Here is an 18,653-nt window from a genome sequence, read left to right as displayed (position 1 = left end):
ATCCCATCCCTGCCACTCTGCAATCTCTATTTCCCCAAATACCCTCCATCCACAGGTATAATCGCCCCGCTCACATAATCACTGGCATGAGAAGCCAGGAAAATAGCAGTACCCTTCATGTCCTCCCCAGTTCCCCACCTATGTGCCGGGATTCTCTCTGAAATGGAAGCATATCTTGGATTCGCCGGATCAAGAAGGGCTTTATTCATCTCTGTAGCCATATAACCCGGAGCAATGGCATTGACATTTACCCCTCTGCCCACCCAGTCATTGGTAAGTGCCTTCGTAAGCTGTGCGATTCCCCCTTTTGCAGCTGCGTAAGCCGGAATCGTCTGTCCGCCGAAGTAGGAGTTCATTGAAGCAATAGTTATAATTTTTCCATAACCCTTTTTCAGCATTATCCTGCCTGCCTCCTGGCAAAGGATAAAGATGGATGTGAGATTTACACTTATCACTTCATCCCATTCTTCCACAGGAAATTCTTCTGCGCTGTGGCGCCTCTGAATGCCGTGTGCTGTCAAAAGAATATCCAGATCTCCCTCAAGAAGCTCAACGCATTCCTGAAACACTCTGTATACCTCCCGGCGTTCGCCCAGATTTCCTTTTACTCCGTGGCATAAGAATCCTCTGTCCCTGAATTCCTGTGCAGTGTTATAAACGCTGTCTGAGGTTCCCACAATTGCCACTTCACAGCCAGCCTCAAGATAACCTTCAGCCATTTTGTATCCGAGGCCTCTGGTACCTCCGGTAACAATGGCTTTTTTTCCGCTGATATCGAATACGTTCATAGTATCTACTCCATATATCCGCCCTTCATTGGAGAAACGGCCCTTTCTGAAAAGATTTTTAATACGCCCTTTTTATACTTGGAAGGTTTGGGAGACCACTTACTTTTTCGCTCTTTTAACGCAGCATCGATCTCCTCCGGTGTTTTTCTCTCCCCTGCAATCCCTACGATCTGAAGGATACGTTCCGGAATATTTACTTCAATGAGATCCCCCTCTTCTACCAGAGCGATAGGGCCTCCATCTGCCGCTTCCGGTGAAATATGACCGATGGCAGGTCCCTTGGAGGCGCCTGAAAATCTTCCGTCTGTGAGCAGTGCAATAGAGGCCCCCAACTCTGCGTCCGATGCAATGGCCTCAGTGGTATAGAACATTTCCGGCATCCCGCTCCCTTTTGGTCCCTCATAGCGGATAAATACAGCATCCCCTGGTTTAATGTCATGTGTAAGTACCGCGTGGATGGCGTCTTCTTCACAGTCAAAGGGACGGGCGTTTAAAGTGGCCCGGAACATTTCCTTTGGAACTACGGTGTGCTTTACAACAGCACCGTCGGGACAGAGATTTCCGTAGAGAATCGCAATACTTCCGTCTGTTCCGAAAGGCTTGTCAAAGGGACGGATCACATCCTCCCGTTTCAGTCCTGCTGCCGCCAGATACTCATCGCATTTATCATAGAATCCGTTCTTTTTAAGATCTTCCAGATTTTCACCCAGTGTTTTGCCTGTGACAGTCATAACATCCAGGTGGAGCATATCCTTAATCTCTTCCATAATAGTAGGAACACCGCCAGCGTAATAGAAGTACTGGGCAGGCCATTCTCCTGCAGGGCGGATATTTAATAAATAATGTGCACCTCTGTGCAGTCGGTCAAAGGTGTCACCGTCAATTTCGATTCCGAACTCCCTTGCGATGGCTGGAAGATGAAGAAGAGAGTTTGTGGAACCCGAGATAGCAGCATGTACCATGATTGCATTTTCAAAGGATTTCATAGTAACAATTTTATCTGGAGTCAGATCATGCTCTGCCAGCCAGACTGCCTGTCTGCCTGCTTCCCTGGCCATTGTTCTGAGATCCCGGCTTGTCGCAGGCATGAGAGCGCTTCCGGGCAGCATAAGTCCCAGGGCCTCTGCCATAATCTGCATGGTGGAAGCAGTCCCCATAAAGGAACAGGCTCCGCAGGAAGGGCAGGCATGGTGCTTATAATAGGTAAGTTTTTCTTCTGTTATCTCACCGCGCTCGCACATTGCATTATATTTTCCAATCTGCTCCAGTGTCAGAAGATCAGGGCCTGCATCCATAACCCCACCGGTCACCACAATAGATGGAATATTGACTCTTCCCACTCCCATCAGATGAGCCGGCATCCCTTTATCACAGCTCGCAATGAAAACGCCGCCGTCAAAGGGAGTGGCGTTGGCATGGATTTCGATCATGTTAGCAATCATATCGCGGGAAGCCAGGGAGTAGTTAATCCCGTCGTGCCCCTGAGCCTCACCGTCACATATATCTGTTGTAAAATATCTGGCACCGAAACCTCCGGCTTCGGCCACTCCTTCTCTCGCCTCTTCAACTAACTCCAGAAGATGACCGCTTCCCGGGTGACTGTCACCAAAAGTACTCTCAATCATAATCTGAGGCTTTGATAAATCCTCCAATTTCCATCCGGTTCCCAGACGCAGAGGATCTAGCTCCGGTGCTGCTTTCCTTAATTCCTGACTTCTCATTTTCATTTTAACTCTCCTTTTACAGACAAACTATATTACACTTTTCGGTTGCAATGGATTTGGAATTGGGTTTTACAGACGTCATACGTCGTATCTGTTTTTATAGTAGCACTTCTATACTTGGGGGTCAAGAAGTTCTTCCATTTTATCTCTTTTGTCGGTTTTTACTGTTCTTTTTTGTTTAATATTACTAAAGGGGACAGGTCAATTCCATTTTGGGACACCTTGGATCGAAAATGGGGCTGTGAAAAAATGGAGTTGCTCTAACTCCATTTTTTCAGCCCCTCTTTATTTTGTGGAAAGCGTAAGAAAAAAGCAGTAAAAAGCGCATAATCCCCCTTACCCCAACAAACGTGCGCTCTTTCTTCTTTAAGCCACTTCCCGGAGTCTCATCTGCTTATTATAGATTTTATAGAGATTATGGCCGATAGAAACAAGAAATATCTCTACTCTTACCGAATCCAGTCCTCTTCTTACAATTCGCTTATACCTTCGGTCGTATTTGATGATTCCAAATGTCCCTTCTGCCTGGATGGAGCGGTTCATGCGGAGCAACGCCCCATGGATACTCTGAAGATTATCCAATACCTCCTGATGCATGGCGCTTAATTCCGCATTAATCCGCACTGTCCTGTTCTTTTCTGTTCTCTTGCATTTTTCTGCATAGGGGCAGCCACTGCAGTCCTCGCAGGTATAGTACTCTTCCTGCCTGCCGTATTGGTTCCCTTTCACTGGTTTTCGGTATGCAAAGTGGAACTTCCTCCCGTTTGGACAGATTAGGTTCCCTTCCGGGTCTGTCTTAAAATTCACTGCACGCAACGGGTCTTCATGGTACTTTTCGTCTGTTGTCTCTTTCTTATACATGGGGAATTTCATGAACTTTTCCATCCTATGGTCCTGGCAGAACAGATAGTTATTAAAGGATCCATACCCTGCATCCGCTACCGGATATTTCGGGTAGAAACCGTATAACTCATGGAACTTTTCCATCAGTGGCACAAAGCAGTCCATGTCGGACCGGTACTGCATGACATCTACCACCGCAATGTACTCGTCAGCCACTCCGATCTGTATGTTGTATGCAGGAAGGAGCTGGTCATTTCCCATATAGTCCTTTTTCATCCGCATGAAGGTCGCGCCATGGTCCGTCTTCGCATAGCTGTTCCGGTCAGGCTCGCATATCCGGATCTTTTCCACGTATTCCGAAAGCTTTCCGATATATTCCTTTAAACGTTCGTAGTAACGCTGCTCCTGGCTCTTCCGATGTCCCCGGCCGTATACAAATGTGTCCTCGTCGATATGGCAGAAGAATTCATACCTGGACAAAATGACCTCCAGGCTGTCCGGGGTGTATTCTACATTGGTTTCAATTTTCAGCCCTGTGTATGCCAGCGTTTCGTTCATTTCTGTAAGCAGTGTGGTAATCTTGCCGAACAGACGGTATCTCGATTTTTCCGTGGCTTTTTTCCATACCCAGGTATACTTGTTTGCATTTGCCTCGAATTTTGAGCCATCTATATACAGATGCTGCAAATCGATTCCCTCCGCTGTCTGGATATAGGACATGACTGCCTTAAAAATATCCTGGGCAGATTCCTTGATCTCTTCATTGATAAAATAACTGAAGGCACGGTAACTGGGAGTTTCATGATCCATCAGGTACATGTAACGGATGTTGACTTTGCATCGGTCTTCTAATTCCCGAAGGGAAGCGTATCCAGTGTCCATAAAGCCGAACAGGACTGTCTTTAGCATGTTGACCCGATTATATCCGGGCCGGCCCAGTTTATGTGAGGGCTCTGGCCTAAGATATCTTTCTATTCCAATCTCCTCCATGATTCTGTCAAATGCTAATACTGGATCACAGAGATCCAGACAATCCGAAAAAAACAGTGGCAGCCTTCCCTGTTTTGCGGTATAATATTTCTCGGTATTATTGTTCATAGTAGATTAATTTTACCACAAAAAGAAGAACGCCTCCAGGTTTGTATACCTGAAAGCGTTCTTTTTTTACGGGACTTTTTTCACAGCCCCCCTTTTATGCTATTATCGTTTTTATCTTTTCCCGGTTGCTCTCCAGATGTTCAATCATGGCCGCTCTCGCCTCTTGAGGATCATGATTTTTAATTGCGTTGAGTATCATTCTGTGTGTGCGTATGGTTTCCTGGGTAAGAGAATACTCTGTAATATTGATAAAAATAGAAATTCCTGACTGTATCACAGGTATGATATTAGGCATCACAGTATTTTTGCTGCACTTGGCAATTAGGCCGTGAAATTCTATATCTTTTTCCATATGCTGCAGCTCCTGCTCACATAATACTTCTACTTCTTTTGCTACTTTTTCTAATTCCTCGATCTCTTCCTCCGTTGCCCGTTCTGCAGCCAGAGCAGCAATCTCAGGCTCAATGATCATGCGTACCTCGCATAGATCCAGAGCCAGTTTTCCCTTATCTTTCATAAATCGGAAGCCCAGCGGATCGTCTATCATACCGGGATGATCACATACAAAGGTACCGCATCCTCTTCGTATCTCTACAATATTGCGCGATACCAGGATTTTAATCGCCTCACGTATAGTACCTCTGCCAACGCTCAGCTGCTGGGCCATATCGAATTCATTGGGAAGCTTATCGCCTGCTTTTAGCTGCCGGTCGGTGATCAGCCGGATAATCTGCTCTGACACCTGTTCAGGCAGCAGCTTTTTGTTATTGTTCAGTGACTCTAACATGCCTTATACCTCATTTACCATTCCATTTTCATTACTGCCCAGAGGCACTTCTATATGTATGCACTCCGGTCCGACGTACGGCCTCTGTCGTACATTGGATTATTTTAACACGTTATTCCTCTGAAATCCACAGCAATCCGGCATTTTTCTGCAATATTCTTCCTGTTGGTCCTTTAGTAGCCGGCACCTTTCATAGCAGAAAGAGCCGAGCTTGTATATCTGCCAAACAGTCCGCTGCGCCGTGGGCTGGGAATAATCCCCCTCTTGCTGCGCTCATCTAATATTTTTCCTACCTCTGCAGGTGACATCTCTTCTCCGTTAATCCCCACCACATCAATGGTTCGCTCCGGAATATTGTAAGAGATGATGTCTCCGGTCTCGATGAAAGCCAAAGGGCCTCCGCAGGCAGCTTCCGGAGATACATGGCCAATGGCGGCGCCCCTGGTGGCCCCTGAAAATCTTCCGTCGGTCACCAGTGATACCGTTCCGTTTAGCCGCTCGTCGCATACAATGGCCTCTGTGGTCATCAGCATCTCCGGCATCCCGGTGCCTCTTGGTCCTTCATATCGGATGACTACAACATCCCCGGGATTGATTTTCCCGTCAACCACAGCCTGGTAAGCATCCTCTTCTCTGTTGTAAACCCGGGCTGTCCCCTTGTGGATCCGCAGTTCCTTTACACAGGCTGAATATTTGACCACAGAGCCCTCCGGCGCAAGATTACCTTTTAAAATCGCGATAGACCCTTTTTCCTCAGCCTTCTCCACCGGAAAGATCACCTCATCTCTGGTGAGGCCGTAATTAGACAGATAACCCAGGTTTCTCTCAAAGAAATTTTCCTTCGCCAACATTTCCAGATTCTCTCCCAGGGGTTTTCCGGTGACGGTCATAACATCCAGATCCAGCATATCCTTCAGGTACCACTGCACCATTGGTATGCCGCCGGCGAACCAGAAAGCTTCAGTGAGATGCTGCCCTGAGGGGGTAATATTCCCCAGATGGGGTACCCTGTGGTTGATCTCGTCAAAGAGGTCCGGAGAGAGTTCCAGACTCATCTCACGTGCAATGGACGGAAGATGAAGGGTTGCGTTAGTGGAGCCTCCGATAGCACTGTGGATAATGACTGCATTCCGAAAGGCTGCCTCTGTCATAATATCTCCGGGCTTTATATCCTTTTCCACCAGACCCATAATCGCCCGGCCGGCCTTTCTGGCATAGGACTGGATATCCCGCATAGTAGCCGGCATCACTGCAGATCCTGGCAATGCCATGCCAAGGGCCTCCGCCATACACTGCATAGTACTTGCGGTGCCCAAAAATGTACAGGCTCCGCAGGAAGGACACCCCGTAAGCTTGTAGTCCCTTACTTCCTGATCGGAGATCGCCCCCTCCCGTTTCTGGCGAAGTGAAATATCCCCCGCCACCAGTGAAGTTGTCATATTCGGCCCCGGCCTCATACTGCCTCCCGGTATAAATATAGTAGGAATATTCAGCCTGGCTGCCGCTTTCAAATGGGCGGGAATGGACTTGTCACAGGAAGACGCCAGGATTATTCCATCCCAGGGATACACAGATCCATGAACCTCTACCATATCACAGATAGCTTCCCTGGATGCCAGTACATAATTCATTCCATCATGGCCCTGGGCGCAGCCGTCACAGATATCCGTGGTGTGATACTGCGCGGGAAATCCCCCCCTTTCAAAGACACCGTACTTTGCCTGTTCCATCAGCTGTGATAAATGTGTACTCCCCGGATGGCTGTCCCCATATACATCTTCCAGGAGAATCTGGGGTTTTGTGATATCCTCCTCATCCCATCCGGATCCCATATTCAGGGCATCCAGCTGCGCCCAGTAGAGACGCTGTGGCGCACTCTTTTGCTGTATGTTGCTCATTGGTAAAACCTCCTTTTTCTATATGCAAACAGAGGCTGCCTCCGGATAATGGAATGACAGCCTCTTGCATTTCCTATGCGATCGCCTTGTTCTATTATATCATCAATCCAGGCAGGAATCCCTGGAATAAGGAAAGAATTGATACGAAGATCAGTATGGCCACGCCCGCTACAAATCCACCGATACTCCATCCGCGGATGGTATCCGTAACCGATATACGGAAGAAACGGCTGATAGCCCAGAATCCGGAATCGTTCGGCAGAGAAAGACCAATTCCGCCTGCGCAGATTGCAATTGCACAGAGAATCGGAGACACTCCGCTTGTTGCAATTGTGCTGGACATAATTGCAGCAGTTGTCATAAGTGCAACAGTTGTGGAACCCTGTGCGCAACGGATGATCTGTGCAATCAGGAAGCAAAGGATTAAGATTGGAATACTGAAGCTGGATAAAGTTCCTGCCACATAATCTGCAATACCCGTTGCCTGAAGGACCTTGCCGAAAGCTCCGCCGGCACCGGTGATTAGCAGAATTAACCCTACCTGGTCAGCAGCCTCCGTCATAATATCAGTTGCAGTTTTCTTAATGTATTTTCTGGAAATAACTGCTGCGTAGATAACACCTACCATCATAGCAAAGTTTTTATTGCCGATAAATGTAACAAATGGAACAATTGCTGCTTCCTTGCCCACTGCCAGGGGAACAAAGCTTCCCAACAGAATCAGGACAATAGGAACTAACAGAATTGACAATGCTTTCCCTGCTCCCATTTTATCTTTGCTGTCACCTTTTGCCATCTGTGCCTCTTCCTGGTCCAGATCCTCAAAAGTATAAAAATGGTTGTTCTTATGATCCTGCTTGTTCAGGAAAGAGCCGTATACAATTCCGCCCACCAGCATACCGACAAACGCTGAGATAAGAGCATAAAAGAAAAAGATACCGATTTCAATTCCCAACTCCTCAGCAACCGCAAGAGGAGGTGCTGTTGGCAGTACAAGCGCAAAGGTACAGGTAGTTGCAACAGAGATTGCACAGGCAAAGTTTACCATTGAAATCTTTGTCTTTTTAGAAAGTACACGCAGCATAGGAGCAAACATAATATAAACAACATCGCCGAATACCGGAATACCTGTGATAAATCCGGATAATGCAACTGCGATAGGAGATTTCTTCTCTCCGAATGCACCCAAAATCTTGTTAGAGATAGACTCAATACCGCCGGATTCAAACATGAATTTACCCAGCATAACACCAAGACCGGTAACCATACCGATGCCGCCCAGGGTTCCCCCGAATCCATCCGTAACAGTCTGTGCCACATCTGCCAATGGCATATTTACTAATACACCGGTACCGAAAGCAGTCACCAGCAAGGCAACAAAAGCATTAAGCTTAAACTTAATAATTAATACGAGTAATACGGCAATTGCAAGAATGAAGATTCCAATCAGCAAAGGCCCTGTAACCATTTCTCCTGAAAACATAAATGTTTTCCCCCTTTTCTCCTTTTCTTTTGGTCATCACCTAAAGCCCTCCGGCAGGTGGTAACACGTATGACATCTCATCCATTCCATAACCCGACTATAGCAAATCAGACGTCATACGTCAAGAGGGAACATTAATTATGTTGAAATATTATAAATTTTCAATTAAATTTTTGTGCACTATTTCATTGGTAAGTTTTTACATGTGAAAATACCCCGGATATTCTTCCAAAATCTCCTGAAAATGTTTTCTGTAGGTTCCCAAATGCCTGTCATAAAAATGCTTCAGATCAAAGTCAGCAGTCATCCCCAGCAGAAGAATATGTGCAATATCTTTGTGTTCCATCAATATGCCTTCCAAATCCGTCTGGTTCATAATCGCGTCCAGATACCGCACCCTGTCATAATGAGAACTTACCTTCTTCACCGCGTACCAGGTGATATCCTTTCCCGCAGCTGAATAGATCAAATGGTGGAACTTATCATCCAGTTTAAAAAAAGAATCTATCTTGTCCTCTGCGCGAAGAGCCTCCTTTTGCCGGTCCAGATTATACTTCAGGCTCTCCATCTTCTCTCCCGGGACATTTCCCGCAAGCTGACGAATAATCTCAGGTTCAATCACGGAACGCAGAAAATACCCCTCCTTTAATATATCAATATGGATCAGAGATACCCTGGAACCGCTCTGGGGATATACATCCACCAGCGATTCCTCTTTCAGCATAAGGATGGCTTCATGTATAGGGGTTCTGCTAATGCTAAGCAGATCCGTCAGTTCTCCTTCATTCAGTGTAGTCCCCGGCAGCAGCTGAAGTGTCATAATATTGTGCCGCAGCAAACGGTATGCATATTCTCTGTTATTCTCTTTCTCTCTTTTCTCTACGATTTTAATTGGCATAGCCGCACTCCTTTCCGGTCTCCGTGTTGTTTATTCTGATAGGAAGCGTATCATATGCCTGAGGCTCCGTCAATACAAATAAGAAGTACAAATCAGGTCCCATACTTATAGGATAAGAAAGAGCATTATACGACGTCATACCTCTTTGTGAAATATATACATTTTTACCATTCATATGTTAGTAGTTTTTAATATTGATCTTTGATTTGATATTTGCTATAGTGTCCGTATGGCAAACTAATATATTACTTCAAGCACCATTTCCATTCCATTTTCACCTTATTTCAATTTTGTTCGCACAACATCCCGAAATAAGGCTTTTGAATTAATATATTAGTTTCCTTTCTAAATTCAAAGTACTGACTGTCCTGGAACTGCCAGGGAGATCATCAGTACATAAACCTTATTTCATTCACAAGGAGATCTTAAAATGAAAGCAATTAAAGTAATTGAGCCATTTAAAGTTGAAATTGTAGATGTACCAAAGCCAACGATTCAGAATCCGGACGATGTTATTGTACGCATCACATCCGGCGGCATCTGTGGATCTGATATCGGAATCTATAACGGTACAAACTCTCTGGCCACTTATCCACGCCTCATCGGCCACGAATTTGGAGGCATTGTCACAGAAATCGGAGCAGATGTTACGAATGTAAAGGTAGGCGATAAGGTTGCTGTGGATCCGGTAGTAAGCTGCGGACACTGCTATGCCTGCAGAATCGGACGCCATAATGTCTGCCGTGACTTGGAAGTCATGGGTGTGCACAGAGACGGAGGATTCTCTGAATTCGTCTCGGCTCCCGCGCAGAACGTCCACAAATTCCATAAGGATTTTGATGAATCCTACTTAGGCCTGGTAGAACCATTCACTATAGGAGTGGAAATTAACAACCGTGCACAGGTCACAAAAGGTGATAAGGTACTTATCATGGGTTCCGGCCCAATCGGTATTGCGGCCATGCAGGTTGCCAAACGAAACGGCGCAGAGGTTATCATGACCGATCTGGTTAAGGAGCGCCTGGACAAAGCCCTGTCCATGGGAGCAGACGAGGTAGTTCTGGTCTCTGAGGAAAATCTGGAGGACCGGTTATTGAAATTCACAGACGGCGAAGGAATTCCAGTTGTTGTAGACACCGTGTGCATTCCGTCTTCATTTGAACAGAGCGTACAGCTGGCCTGCCCGGCAGGACGGATTGTATGTATCGGTCTGAAGGATGCTCCGTCTCAGATTACTATGGCTGATATTACAAAAAAGGAGCTTACCATTGTAGGTTCCCGTCTCAACAACAACTGCTTCGACGAAGTCATCGCAGGCTTTGAAGACGGCTCTCTGCATCCGGAAGACTTAATGACTAAGGCATATAACTACAAAGATATCATGGACGCTTTGACCATGATCAAAGAGCATCCTCAGGATGTACTGAAAATCGTATTAAAATTCGAAGATTAATCACATACTACCCCTATTATGAAAGGAGAAATCAGCATATGAAAATGTCATTTCGCTGGTATGGCGACGACGATGCCGTAACTTTAGAAAAGATTCGTCAGATCCCTAATATGAGCACAATCGTAACCGCAATCTACGACGTCCCCGTAGGAGAAGTCTGGAGCGAGGAAAGTATACAGGATTTAAAAGCAAAGGTAGAGACTGCCGGCCTGAACTTTGAAGTGATCGAAAGTGTACCTGTACACGAAGATATTAAGTTAGGCAAACCCTCCAGAGATCAGTACATCGCAAATTATAAGGAAAATATCCGCCGTCTTGGCAAAGCCGGCATCAAGGTTATCTGCTATAACTTTATGCCCGTATTTGACTGGACCAGAACACAGCTGGACAGAGAACTGCCCGATGGTTCCAATGCCCTTGTCTATTATCCGGAACAGATTGAAAAGATGGATCCTCTCACCGGAGAATTATCCCTTCCCGGATGGGACTCCAGCTATACAAAAGAGACCCTGAAGGAAGTATTTGACGACTATAGTAAGATTACGGAAGAAGATTTGTGGAGCAATCTGGAGTACTTCTTACAGGCTGTAATTCCCACCGCGAAAGAGTGTGACGTTAAAATGGCCATTCATCAGGATGATCCGCCCTGGAGCATCTTTGGTCTGCCCAGAATCATTACCTGTGAGAAGAATCTGGATCGGATGTTATCCTTAGTGGACAGCAAATATAACGGGCTCACCCTGTGTACAGGTTCTCTCGGAGTATCTCCGTCCAATGATCTGGTACATCTGGCAGATAAGTATTCCGCAATGGGAAGAGTTCACTTTGTGCATCTGAGAAATGTAAAAATTCTGGACGGGGGCTTTGAGGAGGCAGCTCACTTCTCAGCCTGCGGCAGTCTGGATATGGTAGGAATTATGGCTTCTCTGCATAAAAACGGCTTTGACGGCTATATCCGTCCGGATCATGGAAGAATGATCTGGGGAGAAACCGGCAGACCGGGCTACGGCTTATACGACAGAGCCCTGGGGGCAACCTACCTAAACGGTATCTGGGAAACTCTTGATAAATTAGGGAAATAAGAAAGGACTTGTATTCCATGAAATTATCACAGGAAGCATTGAACAATAAAAATATGTGGGAAGAGGCAGGCTTTGCCCTTCCCCAGTATGACAGAGAGGCTGTTGCCGCAAAAACAAAGGAAGCTCCGGCCTGGATTCACTTCGGCGCCGGCAATATCTTCCGGGCATTTACTGCTAACCTTCAGCAGACCCTGTTAAATGCAGGAAAAGCCGATACCGGTATTATTGTAGCTGAAGGTTTTGACTATGAGATTATTGAAAAAATGTACCGCCCCAATGACAATCTAAGCGTACTGGTTACCTTAAAGTCGGATGGAACCATTGAAAAAACCGTCGTGGGCAGTATCGTGGAATCTGTCATCGTGGATTCTTCTAATGCTGCAGAATGGGCACGTTTAAAAGAAATTTTTACTGCTCCCACACTTCAGATGGTAAGCTTTACAATCACGGAAAAAGGTTACAATCTTTTTGCCGCTGACGGAAGCTACTTCCCCCCGGTAAAGGCTGACTTTGAAAATGGTCCCAAGGCGCCTGTGAGCTATATCGGAAAACTGACTGCGCTGGTCTATGAACGCTATCTTGCCGGCAGACTTCCCCTTGCCCTGGTTAGTATGGATAATTGCTCACACAACGGCACCAGACTTCACGATGCGGTAATTGCATATGCGAAAGCCTGGTCTGAACACGGACTTGTTCCCAAGGAGTTTCTGGCCTATGCAGAGGATCCCGCATGCATCTCTTTTCCATGGTCCATGATTGATAAGATCACACCCCGCCCCGACGACAGCGTAAAAGAAATGCTGAAAAAGGACGGATTTGATGATGTGGAGGCAATTGTTACCAGCAAAAACACCTATGTTGCAGCTTTTGTCAACTCTGAAGAACCCCAGTACCTGGTGATCGAGAATGCATTCCCCAACGGCCGTCCGAATCTGGACGAAGCAGGCGTTATATTTGCAGACAAGGAAACCGTAGATAAGGTAGAGAAGATGAAAGTCTGCACCTGTCTGAATCCTCTTCACACTGCACTGGCCGTATACGGCTGTCTCCTGGACTATACATTAATCGCAGATGAAATGAAAGATCCAGAACTGAAGAAATTAGTGGAGATCATCGGTTATCAGGAAGGACTTCCGGTTGTAGTCGATCCCGGTATCATCAACCCCAGAGAGTTTATCGACGAAGTGCTTCAGGTCCGCATACCGAATCCTTTTATGCCGGATACCCCTCAGCGGATTGCCACGGATACTTCTCAGAAGCTCGGCATTCGTTTCGGCGAAACCATCAAAGCTTATGCGGCCAGTGATACTCTGGATGTGAAAGATCTCAAGCTTATTCCTCTGGTTCTGGCTGGCTGGTGCCGTTATCTGCTTGCTGTAGACGATAACGGGAATGCATTTGCCCCCAGCTCTGATCCTCTGCTGGAAAGCTCTATGGCATGCGTAAAAGATATTAAGCTGGGCGAAAAGGGCGATTTCCATGAAGCACTCCAGCCCATCCTCTCCAATGCTGCCATCTTTGGCGTAGACTTATATCAGGCCGGCCTTGGAGAAACCGTGGAAGCATTATTTGCTGAATTAGCTGCAGGTCCGGGTGCCGTAAGAGCAACACTCAAGAAATATACCGCCTAAGGAGGATATCATGAACGAGATTTATATGACCAACGAAGCGTCCGGCATATCCATGTCAGAGGTTGAACAATGCATGGAACAATTGCTGGAACAATATCCGGACTTAAAAAAAGTCCTGATTATTCCCCCTGACTTTACCCGCTGCTATTCTTATGCCGGGGAGATCACCCAGGTTCTCTATAAAAAGCTGTCCCCAGCAGCCACCGTACACGTTATGCCGGCACTGGGGACTCATATGGCCATGGATGCGGAGGAAAAAGAAAAGATGTTCGGGGGTGTAGTGCCTGAAGAAGCATTTCTGGTACATCACTGGCAGACAGATACCATCTCCATCGGCCAGGTTCCGCGGGAAGTGATTGAGGAGATCTCAGAGGGTCTGTATTCTACGGATATTGAAGTAGAGGTCAACGAAAAATTAATTAACGGAGGGTATGACCTGATACTGTCCATCGGACAGGTAGTGCCCCATGAAGTTGTCGGGATGGCCAACTACAGCAAAAACATCTTTGTAGGTGTGGGCGGACGCCAGATGATCAATAAATCCCATATGTTAAGCGCTATCTGCGGGATGGAAAAAGCTTTGGGCGTAGCCGACTCCCCGGCCCGGAAAGTATTTGACTATGCACAGCAGCATTTTCTGGACGGAAAACTGCCTCTTGTTTACATTCAGACAGTAACCACTCTAAAAGACGATCAGGTAACCTTAAACGGCCTTTACGCAGGCCCCTCCCGGAAGCCCTTTGAGCATGCGGTAGCGCTCTCCGAACAGCTGAATATCTGCCATGTGGAGCGCCGGGCAAAAAAACTTGTGACTTATCTGGATCCTTACGAGCTGAAGACTACCTGGGTGGGAAATAAGGGCGTATACCGTACCCGTATGGCTGTTGCCGACGGAGGGGAACTCATTATTCTGGCGCCCGGAGTAAAAGCTTTTGGTGAAAATGAAGAAATGGATCGCATGACCAGAACTTATGGATATAAGGGCCGCGACTACGTCCTGAAGCTTTTCAATGAAGGGGCATTTGAAAACAGGATCATGGCTGCTGCCCATCTGATTCAGGGTTCCTCCGACGGACGTTTTACCATCACCTACTGTACACGCCCTGAAAACCTGTCCAAGGAAGATATTAATACTGTGGGCTATGAGTGGATAGACTATGAAGAGGCTGCCGCCCTTTATAATCCTCACACCTTGAAAGAAGGATGGAACATCCTGGAAAATGGAGAGGAAATTTACTTTGTTAAAACTCCCGCCCTGGGATTATGGAAAGTAGACTGATACTTTCTGACTTTCAGTAATCCTAGAAACAGGACCCGAAGAGCGGCGTGCCAATGCCGGCTCTTCGGGTCCTGTTCTTATATATTATACTTCTTCAGGCTCCTTTTTATTAATCCGCTCAAACACCATCTCATACCCATCATTCCCATAGTTCAGGGAACGGTTTACACGGCTGATGGTTGCAGTGGAAGCTCCTGTCTTTTCTGAGATCTCCAGATATGTTTTCTTTTCTCTTAGCATCTTGGCAACTTCAAAGCGCTGGGACAGAGAAAGAATCTCATTCACTGTACACACATCCTCAAAAAATGTATAGCATTCTTCTTTATTCTTCAGACTTAAAATGGCCTCAAACAGATAGTCTACTGCCTCTGTGTGAATCTTCTTACTCATTGTCATTCTCCTCAACACATATTTTTAAGCATTAACGAAATAATACGTCAACTTTTCTTCATTTTATCACGTTAAAATTGTGAAGTCAATGAGTTCGAATGTTTTATTTGTTACTGAGAGCGGAGGAAACCGTAACTTTCATTTTAAGTCCGGAAGTATGCTGCCTCCCACAGGCATAACCACTACAGAGGCTTCCTCCCCTATCTTCTGAAAGGCTGTCTGCAGAGCTTCCTGAACACTGCTGAAAGGGTGCATAAATATTTCCTTCACCTGGGAGTCCGGCAGACTGGATACCAGAAAAATATCAGCTTTTCTTAAGACAGCACCTATGGCTGCCGCCTTATGGCCTCCGAGACAAAATTCCCTGCCTATCTTTCTCACCAGCTCTTCCGGATTCTCTGCCTCCCGCATCCACTGTTCAAAAACGGGCTCTCCCATGCCCTCCCCAAGATATCCTGCCATAATGATGATGCCCCCGTCTCTGACTGCGTAGGCAGCGTGATTCAAAGCCTTCTGCATCTGGTAAAGATTAAGATCCTTGGGCGCCCCTCCCTGGGACACGATTACAATATCTGCGGCTTTCTGAAGCTTTCTTCTGCAGCAGCTGTCCACATATCCGCACCCTGCCCGGTGGACCTGCACCGGATCCCCGGCAGCAGCCCAGAGTATTCTTTTTTCTGCATCCAGTACTACATTTAGAATAAAATCTATGTTGCACAATGCCCCAGCCTCTTCTATATCTTCCCGCACAGGATTTCCCTCCAGGCATCCGCTCTCTGCCCCGGGCTCCATCATATGGCTGTGGTTCTTTTGTATGGCAGCCCTTGAGGCAGCTCCCGGAAGAATAGCCTTGGCACCTCCGCTGAAACCGGCGAAATAGTGATACTCAATGTTTCCCAGACAGACTATCCGGTCCGCAGAGGCAACCTCCCTCGTTATCTCCACCGGGGTTCCCCTGGATGTATATCCCAGGAGAATGCAGTCTTCCGGTTCTGAATCCACACAGCGTATCCTCTCATACACTGCCTCTCCAGCCAGCTTTCTTTTTTCTGCCTCTGTATGGTGCCTGTGAATCCCTAATCCAAAGATCAGTGTGATATCCTCCGGGCGTGCACCCCCGGCAATCATCTCCTCCAACAGCACCGGCATAATACGGCCCGTGGGCAGGGGCCTTGTCATATCACTGGCAACTACCGCGATTTTTTCACCCGGCCTTATTATGGCTCTCAGTTTGGAGGTTCCTACAGGATGGAGCAATGCCTTTCGCAGAAGTGTCTCCTCATCCTCCTGTTTTGCTGTCTCTTGGGGCAGTAAGACCGCCTGAAGATTCCTGTCCGGTATGCTTACCTCCTGCTGTCCGTTCCCATAGCCCAGCGTTACCTTCATGCCGATTCTCCCCCTTCTTCACTATTTTACCGGTACTATTGCCTGCCTTCGCAGATGAATCCCACAGATTACACCGGCTACGAGGATTCCCACAAGATCGGTTGTTACTCCCTGCACCATCATCAGTACCGCAGCGCCGAACAGAGGAACCCGCAGATAAGCTTTTATTGGATACTTCAGCCAGCCGGAAACCGCCACAGACAATATAGCAATCCCTATGAGTGTGGTACAGACGGCAAGAATAATATCCACTATATTCCCTACCAGAAGTATTCCTGTACCGTATGCAAATACATAGGGCACGATGAAAGACGACAGGGCCAGGCGAAATGCCTGAAATCCCACCTTTCCGGGATTTCCTTCTGCTATGGGAGCCGCCGTGTACGCACAGATGGCTACAGGAGGCGTAATTCCTGCCATACAGGAGAAATAAAAGATAAACAAATGTGCCTGAATGGGTTCCAGTCCCATCTGAACCAGTGCAGGAGCTGTAAGCGCAGCCTGCATAACATAGGCAGCCGTAGGAGGAATCCCCATCCCTAATATAATGGAGGCTATCATAGTCAGTATCAGGGCTACCATAAGATTGCCTCCGGAAATACTGACAACTGCACTTGTGAACTTTAAACCAAGGCCTGTAAATCTGAGCACGCCAATAATAATCCCGGCGCTTGCACAGGCTGTTGCCACAGAGATGCAGGATTTTGATCCCAGTACCATTGCCTCCAGACATTTTTTTGGTGTCATCCGGGTTTCCCTGCGGAAAAAGCTTACGATAATAATGGATATAATCCCGTAAAAGGCTGCCCTCATGGCAGAATATCCTGCGCAGAGAAAATAGATAATCACAAGGAGCGGTATCAGCAAGTATCCTGCCCGCTTCATAACAGAAAGGGCTGGTTCAATTTCTTCCCTGGGAACCCCCGAAAGGTTCAAACGCCGCGCCTCCAGATATACCTGGAGAAACACTGCAAAAAAATATAATAGTGCGGGGACCAATGCATAAAGACATATCCTGGCATAGGAGATCCCCAGGTATTCGGACATAATAAATGCACCGGCACCCATAACCGGGGGAAGAATCATCCCTCCTGTGGAAGCCACAGATGCAACGGCACCTGCAAAATTCTTTTCATATCCTCCCTTTTTCATAAAGGGGATCGTAAACACACCGGTTGCAGCTACATTGGCAATGGCACTCCCGGAGATTGTCCCCATCAGTGCGCAGGAGATTACGGTCATCATACCGGGACCTCCCCGAAAACGTCCTACCGCACTCTTTGATATATCAAGGAAGAACTGTCCGCCTCCGGAGACCTGGAGAAAGCTGCCGAAGAGGCAGAACATTACTACAAAGGTAGCAGAGGAATTCAGCGCTTCCCCGAACACCCCCTGAAAGGTCAGGTACATCTGTTCCACAAAACGGTCCAGCCCAATCCCTTTAAAGTATAATACTCCGGACATATACTTGGCGGTGAATGCATACAGGATAAAGATTAGAGCTATGATGGGCATTGCCATTCCAAGACAACGGCGTGTCAGCTCCAGCACAGACACAATTAAAATAATTCCCAGAATTACCTGCAGTGTAGTTACCTTATCCACCTGCATCATACGCATCATCAGCTTTTTATTGGCAAGTATGTTGTATCCAAGACTTGCCGCCATCCCAGCTGCAAATACAAGGTTGAAAATCCTGGTTACCGTTTTCCATCTCTCATTCTTAGACTGATACCCCAAATAATAAATGAGACCAATAAACAGCAGGTGCACCGCTGTCTGGCAGGTTCCTGTCAGCGTACCCATAAGAGCTGTATATAAGTGGAAAAATGCCATTGCAGCGCCCAATATCTGGATGCTGACTTTGCAAATCCTGTCGTATCGATCCCCGCCTTTTGTTTTTTCCATTGAAA

The 18,653-nt window shown here is 46.9% G+C and carries 14 protein-coding genes; 4 read left to right on the top strand and 10 right to left on the bottom strand.

Annotated elements, in window-relative coordinates; all coding sequences use genetic code 11:
* Window positions 1-26: 26 nt before the first annotated feature.
* The 7 genes from ACGHCT_RS06580 to ACGHCT_RS06550 all read right to left on the bottom strand — a co-directional run bounded on the left by ACGHCT_RS06580 (window position 27) and on the right by ACGHCT_RS06550 (window position 9,519).
* Window positions 27-788, bottom strand: a complete 762-nt coding sequence (locus tag ACGHCT_RS06580; RefSeq protein WP_390438964.1) for an SDR family oxidoreductase — start codon at window positions 786-788, stop codon at window positions 27-29.
* A gap of 5 nt (window positions 789-793) precedes the next feature.
* Window positions 794-2,509: a dihydroxy-acid dehydratase gene (ilvD, locus tag ACGHCT_RS06575; protein WP_390440136.1), complete on the bottom strand. Its 1,716-nt coding sequence runs from the start codon at window positions 2,507-2,509 to the stop codon at window positions 794-796.
* A 369-nt stretch (window positions 2,510-2,878) separates the two neighbouring features.
* Window positions 2,879-4,453, bottom strand: a complete 1,575-nt coding sequence (locus ACGHCT_RS06570; protein ID WP_390436423.1) for a transposase — start codon at window positions 4,451-4,453, stop codon at window positions 2,879-2,881.
* Window positions 4,454-4,547: 94 nt separating this feature from the next.
* On the bottom strand, window positions 4,548-5,240 hold the full coding sequence (locus tag ACGHCT_RS06565; RefSeq protein WP_072848920.1) for a FadR/GntR family transcriptional regulator: 693 nt from the start codon (window positions 5,238-5,240) through the stop codon (window positions 4,548-4,550).
* A 173-nt stretch (window positions 5,241-5,413) separates the two neighbouring features.
* Window positions 5,414-7,138 (bottom strand): dihydroxy-acid dehydratase, encoded by a 1,725-nt coding sequence (gene ilvD, locus ACGHCT_RS06560; RefSeq protein WP_390438962.1) that lies wholly within the window; start codon window positions 7,136-7,138, stop codon window positions 5,414-5,416.
* A 94-nt stretch (window positions 7,139-7,232) separates the two neighbouring features.
* Window positions 7,233-8,621 (bottom strand): GntP family permease, encoded by a 1,389-nt coding sequence (locus ACGHCT_RS06555; RefSeq protein ID WP_084067601.1) that lies wholly within the window; start codon window positions 8,619-8,621, stop codon window positions 7,233-7,235.
* Between the two features lie 199 nt (window positions 8,622-8,820).
* Window positions 8,821-9,519 carry a GntR family transcriptional regulator gene (locus tag ACGHCT_RS06550; RefSeq protein WP_072848923.1) on the bottom strand — a complete coding sequence of 233 codons (699 nt, stop codon included), beginning with the start codon at window positions 9,517-9,519 and terminating at the stop codon, window positions 8,821-8,823.
* 430 nt (window positions 9,520-9,949) lie between these two features.
* Between ACGHCT_RS06550 and ACGHCT_RS06545 the strand changes: the two genes are divergently transcribed.
* The 4 genes from ACGHCT_RS06545 to ACGHCT_RS06530 are packed head-to-tail and all read left to right on the top strand — an operon-like array spanning window position 9,950 to window position 14,964.
* Window positions 9,950-10,972, top strand: coding sequence for a zinc-binding alcohol dehydrogenase family protein (locus ACGHCT_RS06545; RefSeq protein WP_072848925.1), 1,023 nt, complete (start codon window positions 9,950-9,952; stop codon window positions 10,970-10,972).
* A 38-nt stretch (window positions 10,973-11,010) separates the two neighbouring features.
* The gene (gene uxuA, locus ACGHCT_RS06540; RefSeq protein ID WP_390438959.1) at window positions 11,011-12,054 is read left to right on the top strand and encodes a mannonate dehydratase; all 1,044 of its coding nucleotides are present in this window, start codon (window positions 11,011-11,013) and stop codon (window positions 12,052-12,054) included.
* Window positions 12,055-12,071: 17 nt separating this feature from the next.
* A complete protein-coding gene (locus tag ACGHCT_RS06535; protein WP_072848927.1) occupies window positions 12,072-13,685 on the top strand; it encodes a mannitol dehydrogenase family protein in 1,614 nt (537 codons plus the stop codon).
* 10 nt (window positions 13,686-13,695) lie between these two features.
* Window positions 13,696-14,964, top strand: a complete 1,269-nt coding sequence (locus tag ACGHCT_RS06530) for a lactate racemase domain-containing protein (RefSeq protein WP_390438957.1) — start codon at window positions 13,696-13,698, stop codon at window positions 14,962-14,964.
* Between the two features lie 84 nt (window positions 14,965-15,048).
* Here the strand turns inward: ACGHCT_RS06530 and ACGHCT_RS06525 are convergent, their stop codons facing one another.
* From ACGHCT_RS06525 to ACGHCT_RS06515, 3 genes are all read right to left on the bottom strand, one after another.
* Window positions 15,049-15,354, bottom strand: a complete 306-nt coding sequence (locus ACGHCT_RS06525; RefSeq protein WP_072848930.1) for a YerC/YecD family TrpR-related protein — start codon at window positions 15,352-15,354, stop codon at window positions 15,049-15,051.
* 138 nt (window positions 15,355-15,492) lie between these two features.
* Window positions 15,493-16,740 (bottom strand): nickel-dependent lactate racemase, encoded by a 1,248-nt coding sequence (larA, locus tag ACGHCT_RS06520; protein WP_390438955.1) that lies wholly within the window; start codon window positions 16,738-16,740, stop codon window positions 15,493-15,495.
* Between the two features lie 21 nt (window positions 16,741-16,761).
* Window positions 16,762-18,648, bottom strand: coding sequence for a TRAP transporter permease (locus ACGHCT_RS06515; RefSeq protein ID WP_390438953.1), 1,887 nt, complete (start codon window positions 18,646-18,648; stop codon window positions 16,762-16,764).
* Between the last annotated feature and the right edge of the window lie 5 nt (window positions 18,649-18,653).

The organism is Lactonifactor longoviformis (assembly GCF_042848515.1).
Classification (GTDB): Bacteria; Bacillota; Clostridia; order Lachnospirales; family Lachnospiraceae; genus Lactonifactor; species Lactonifactor longoviformis.
Note: the sequence above shows the minus strand (reverse complement) of the source record. Positions and strands in the feature narration are given on the sequence as shown.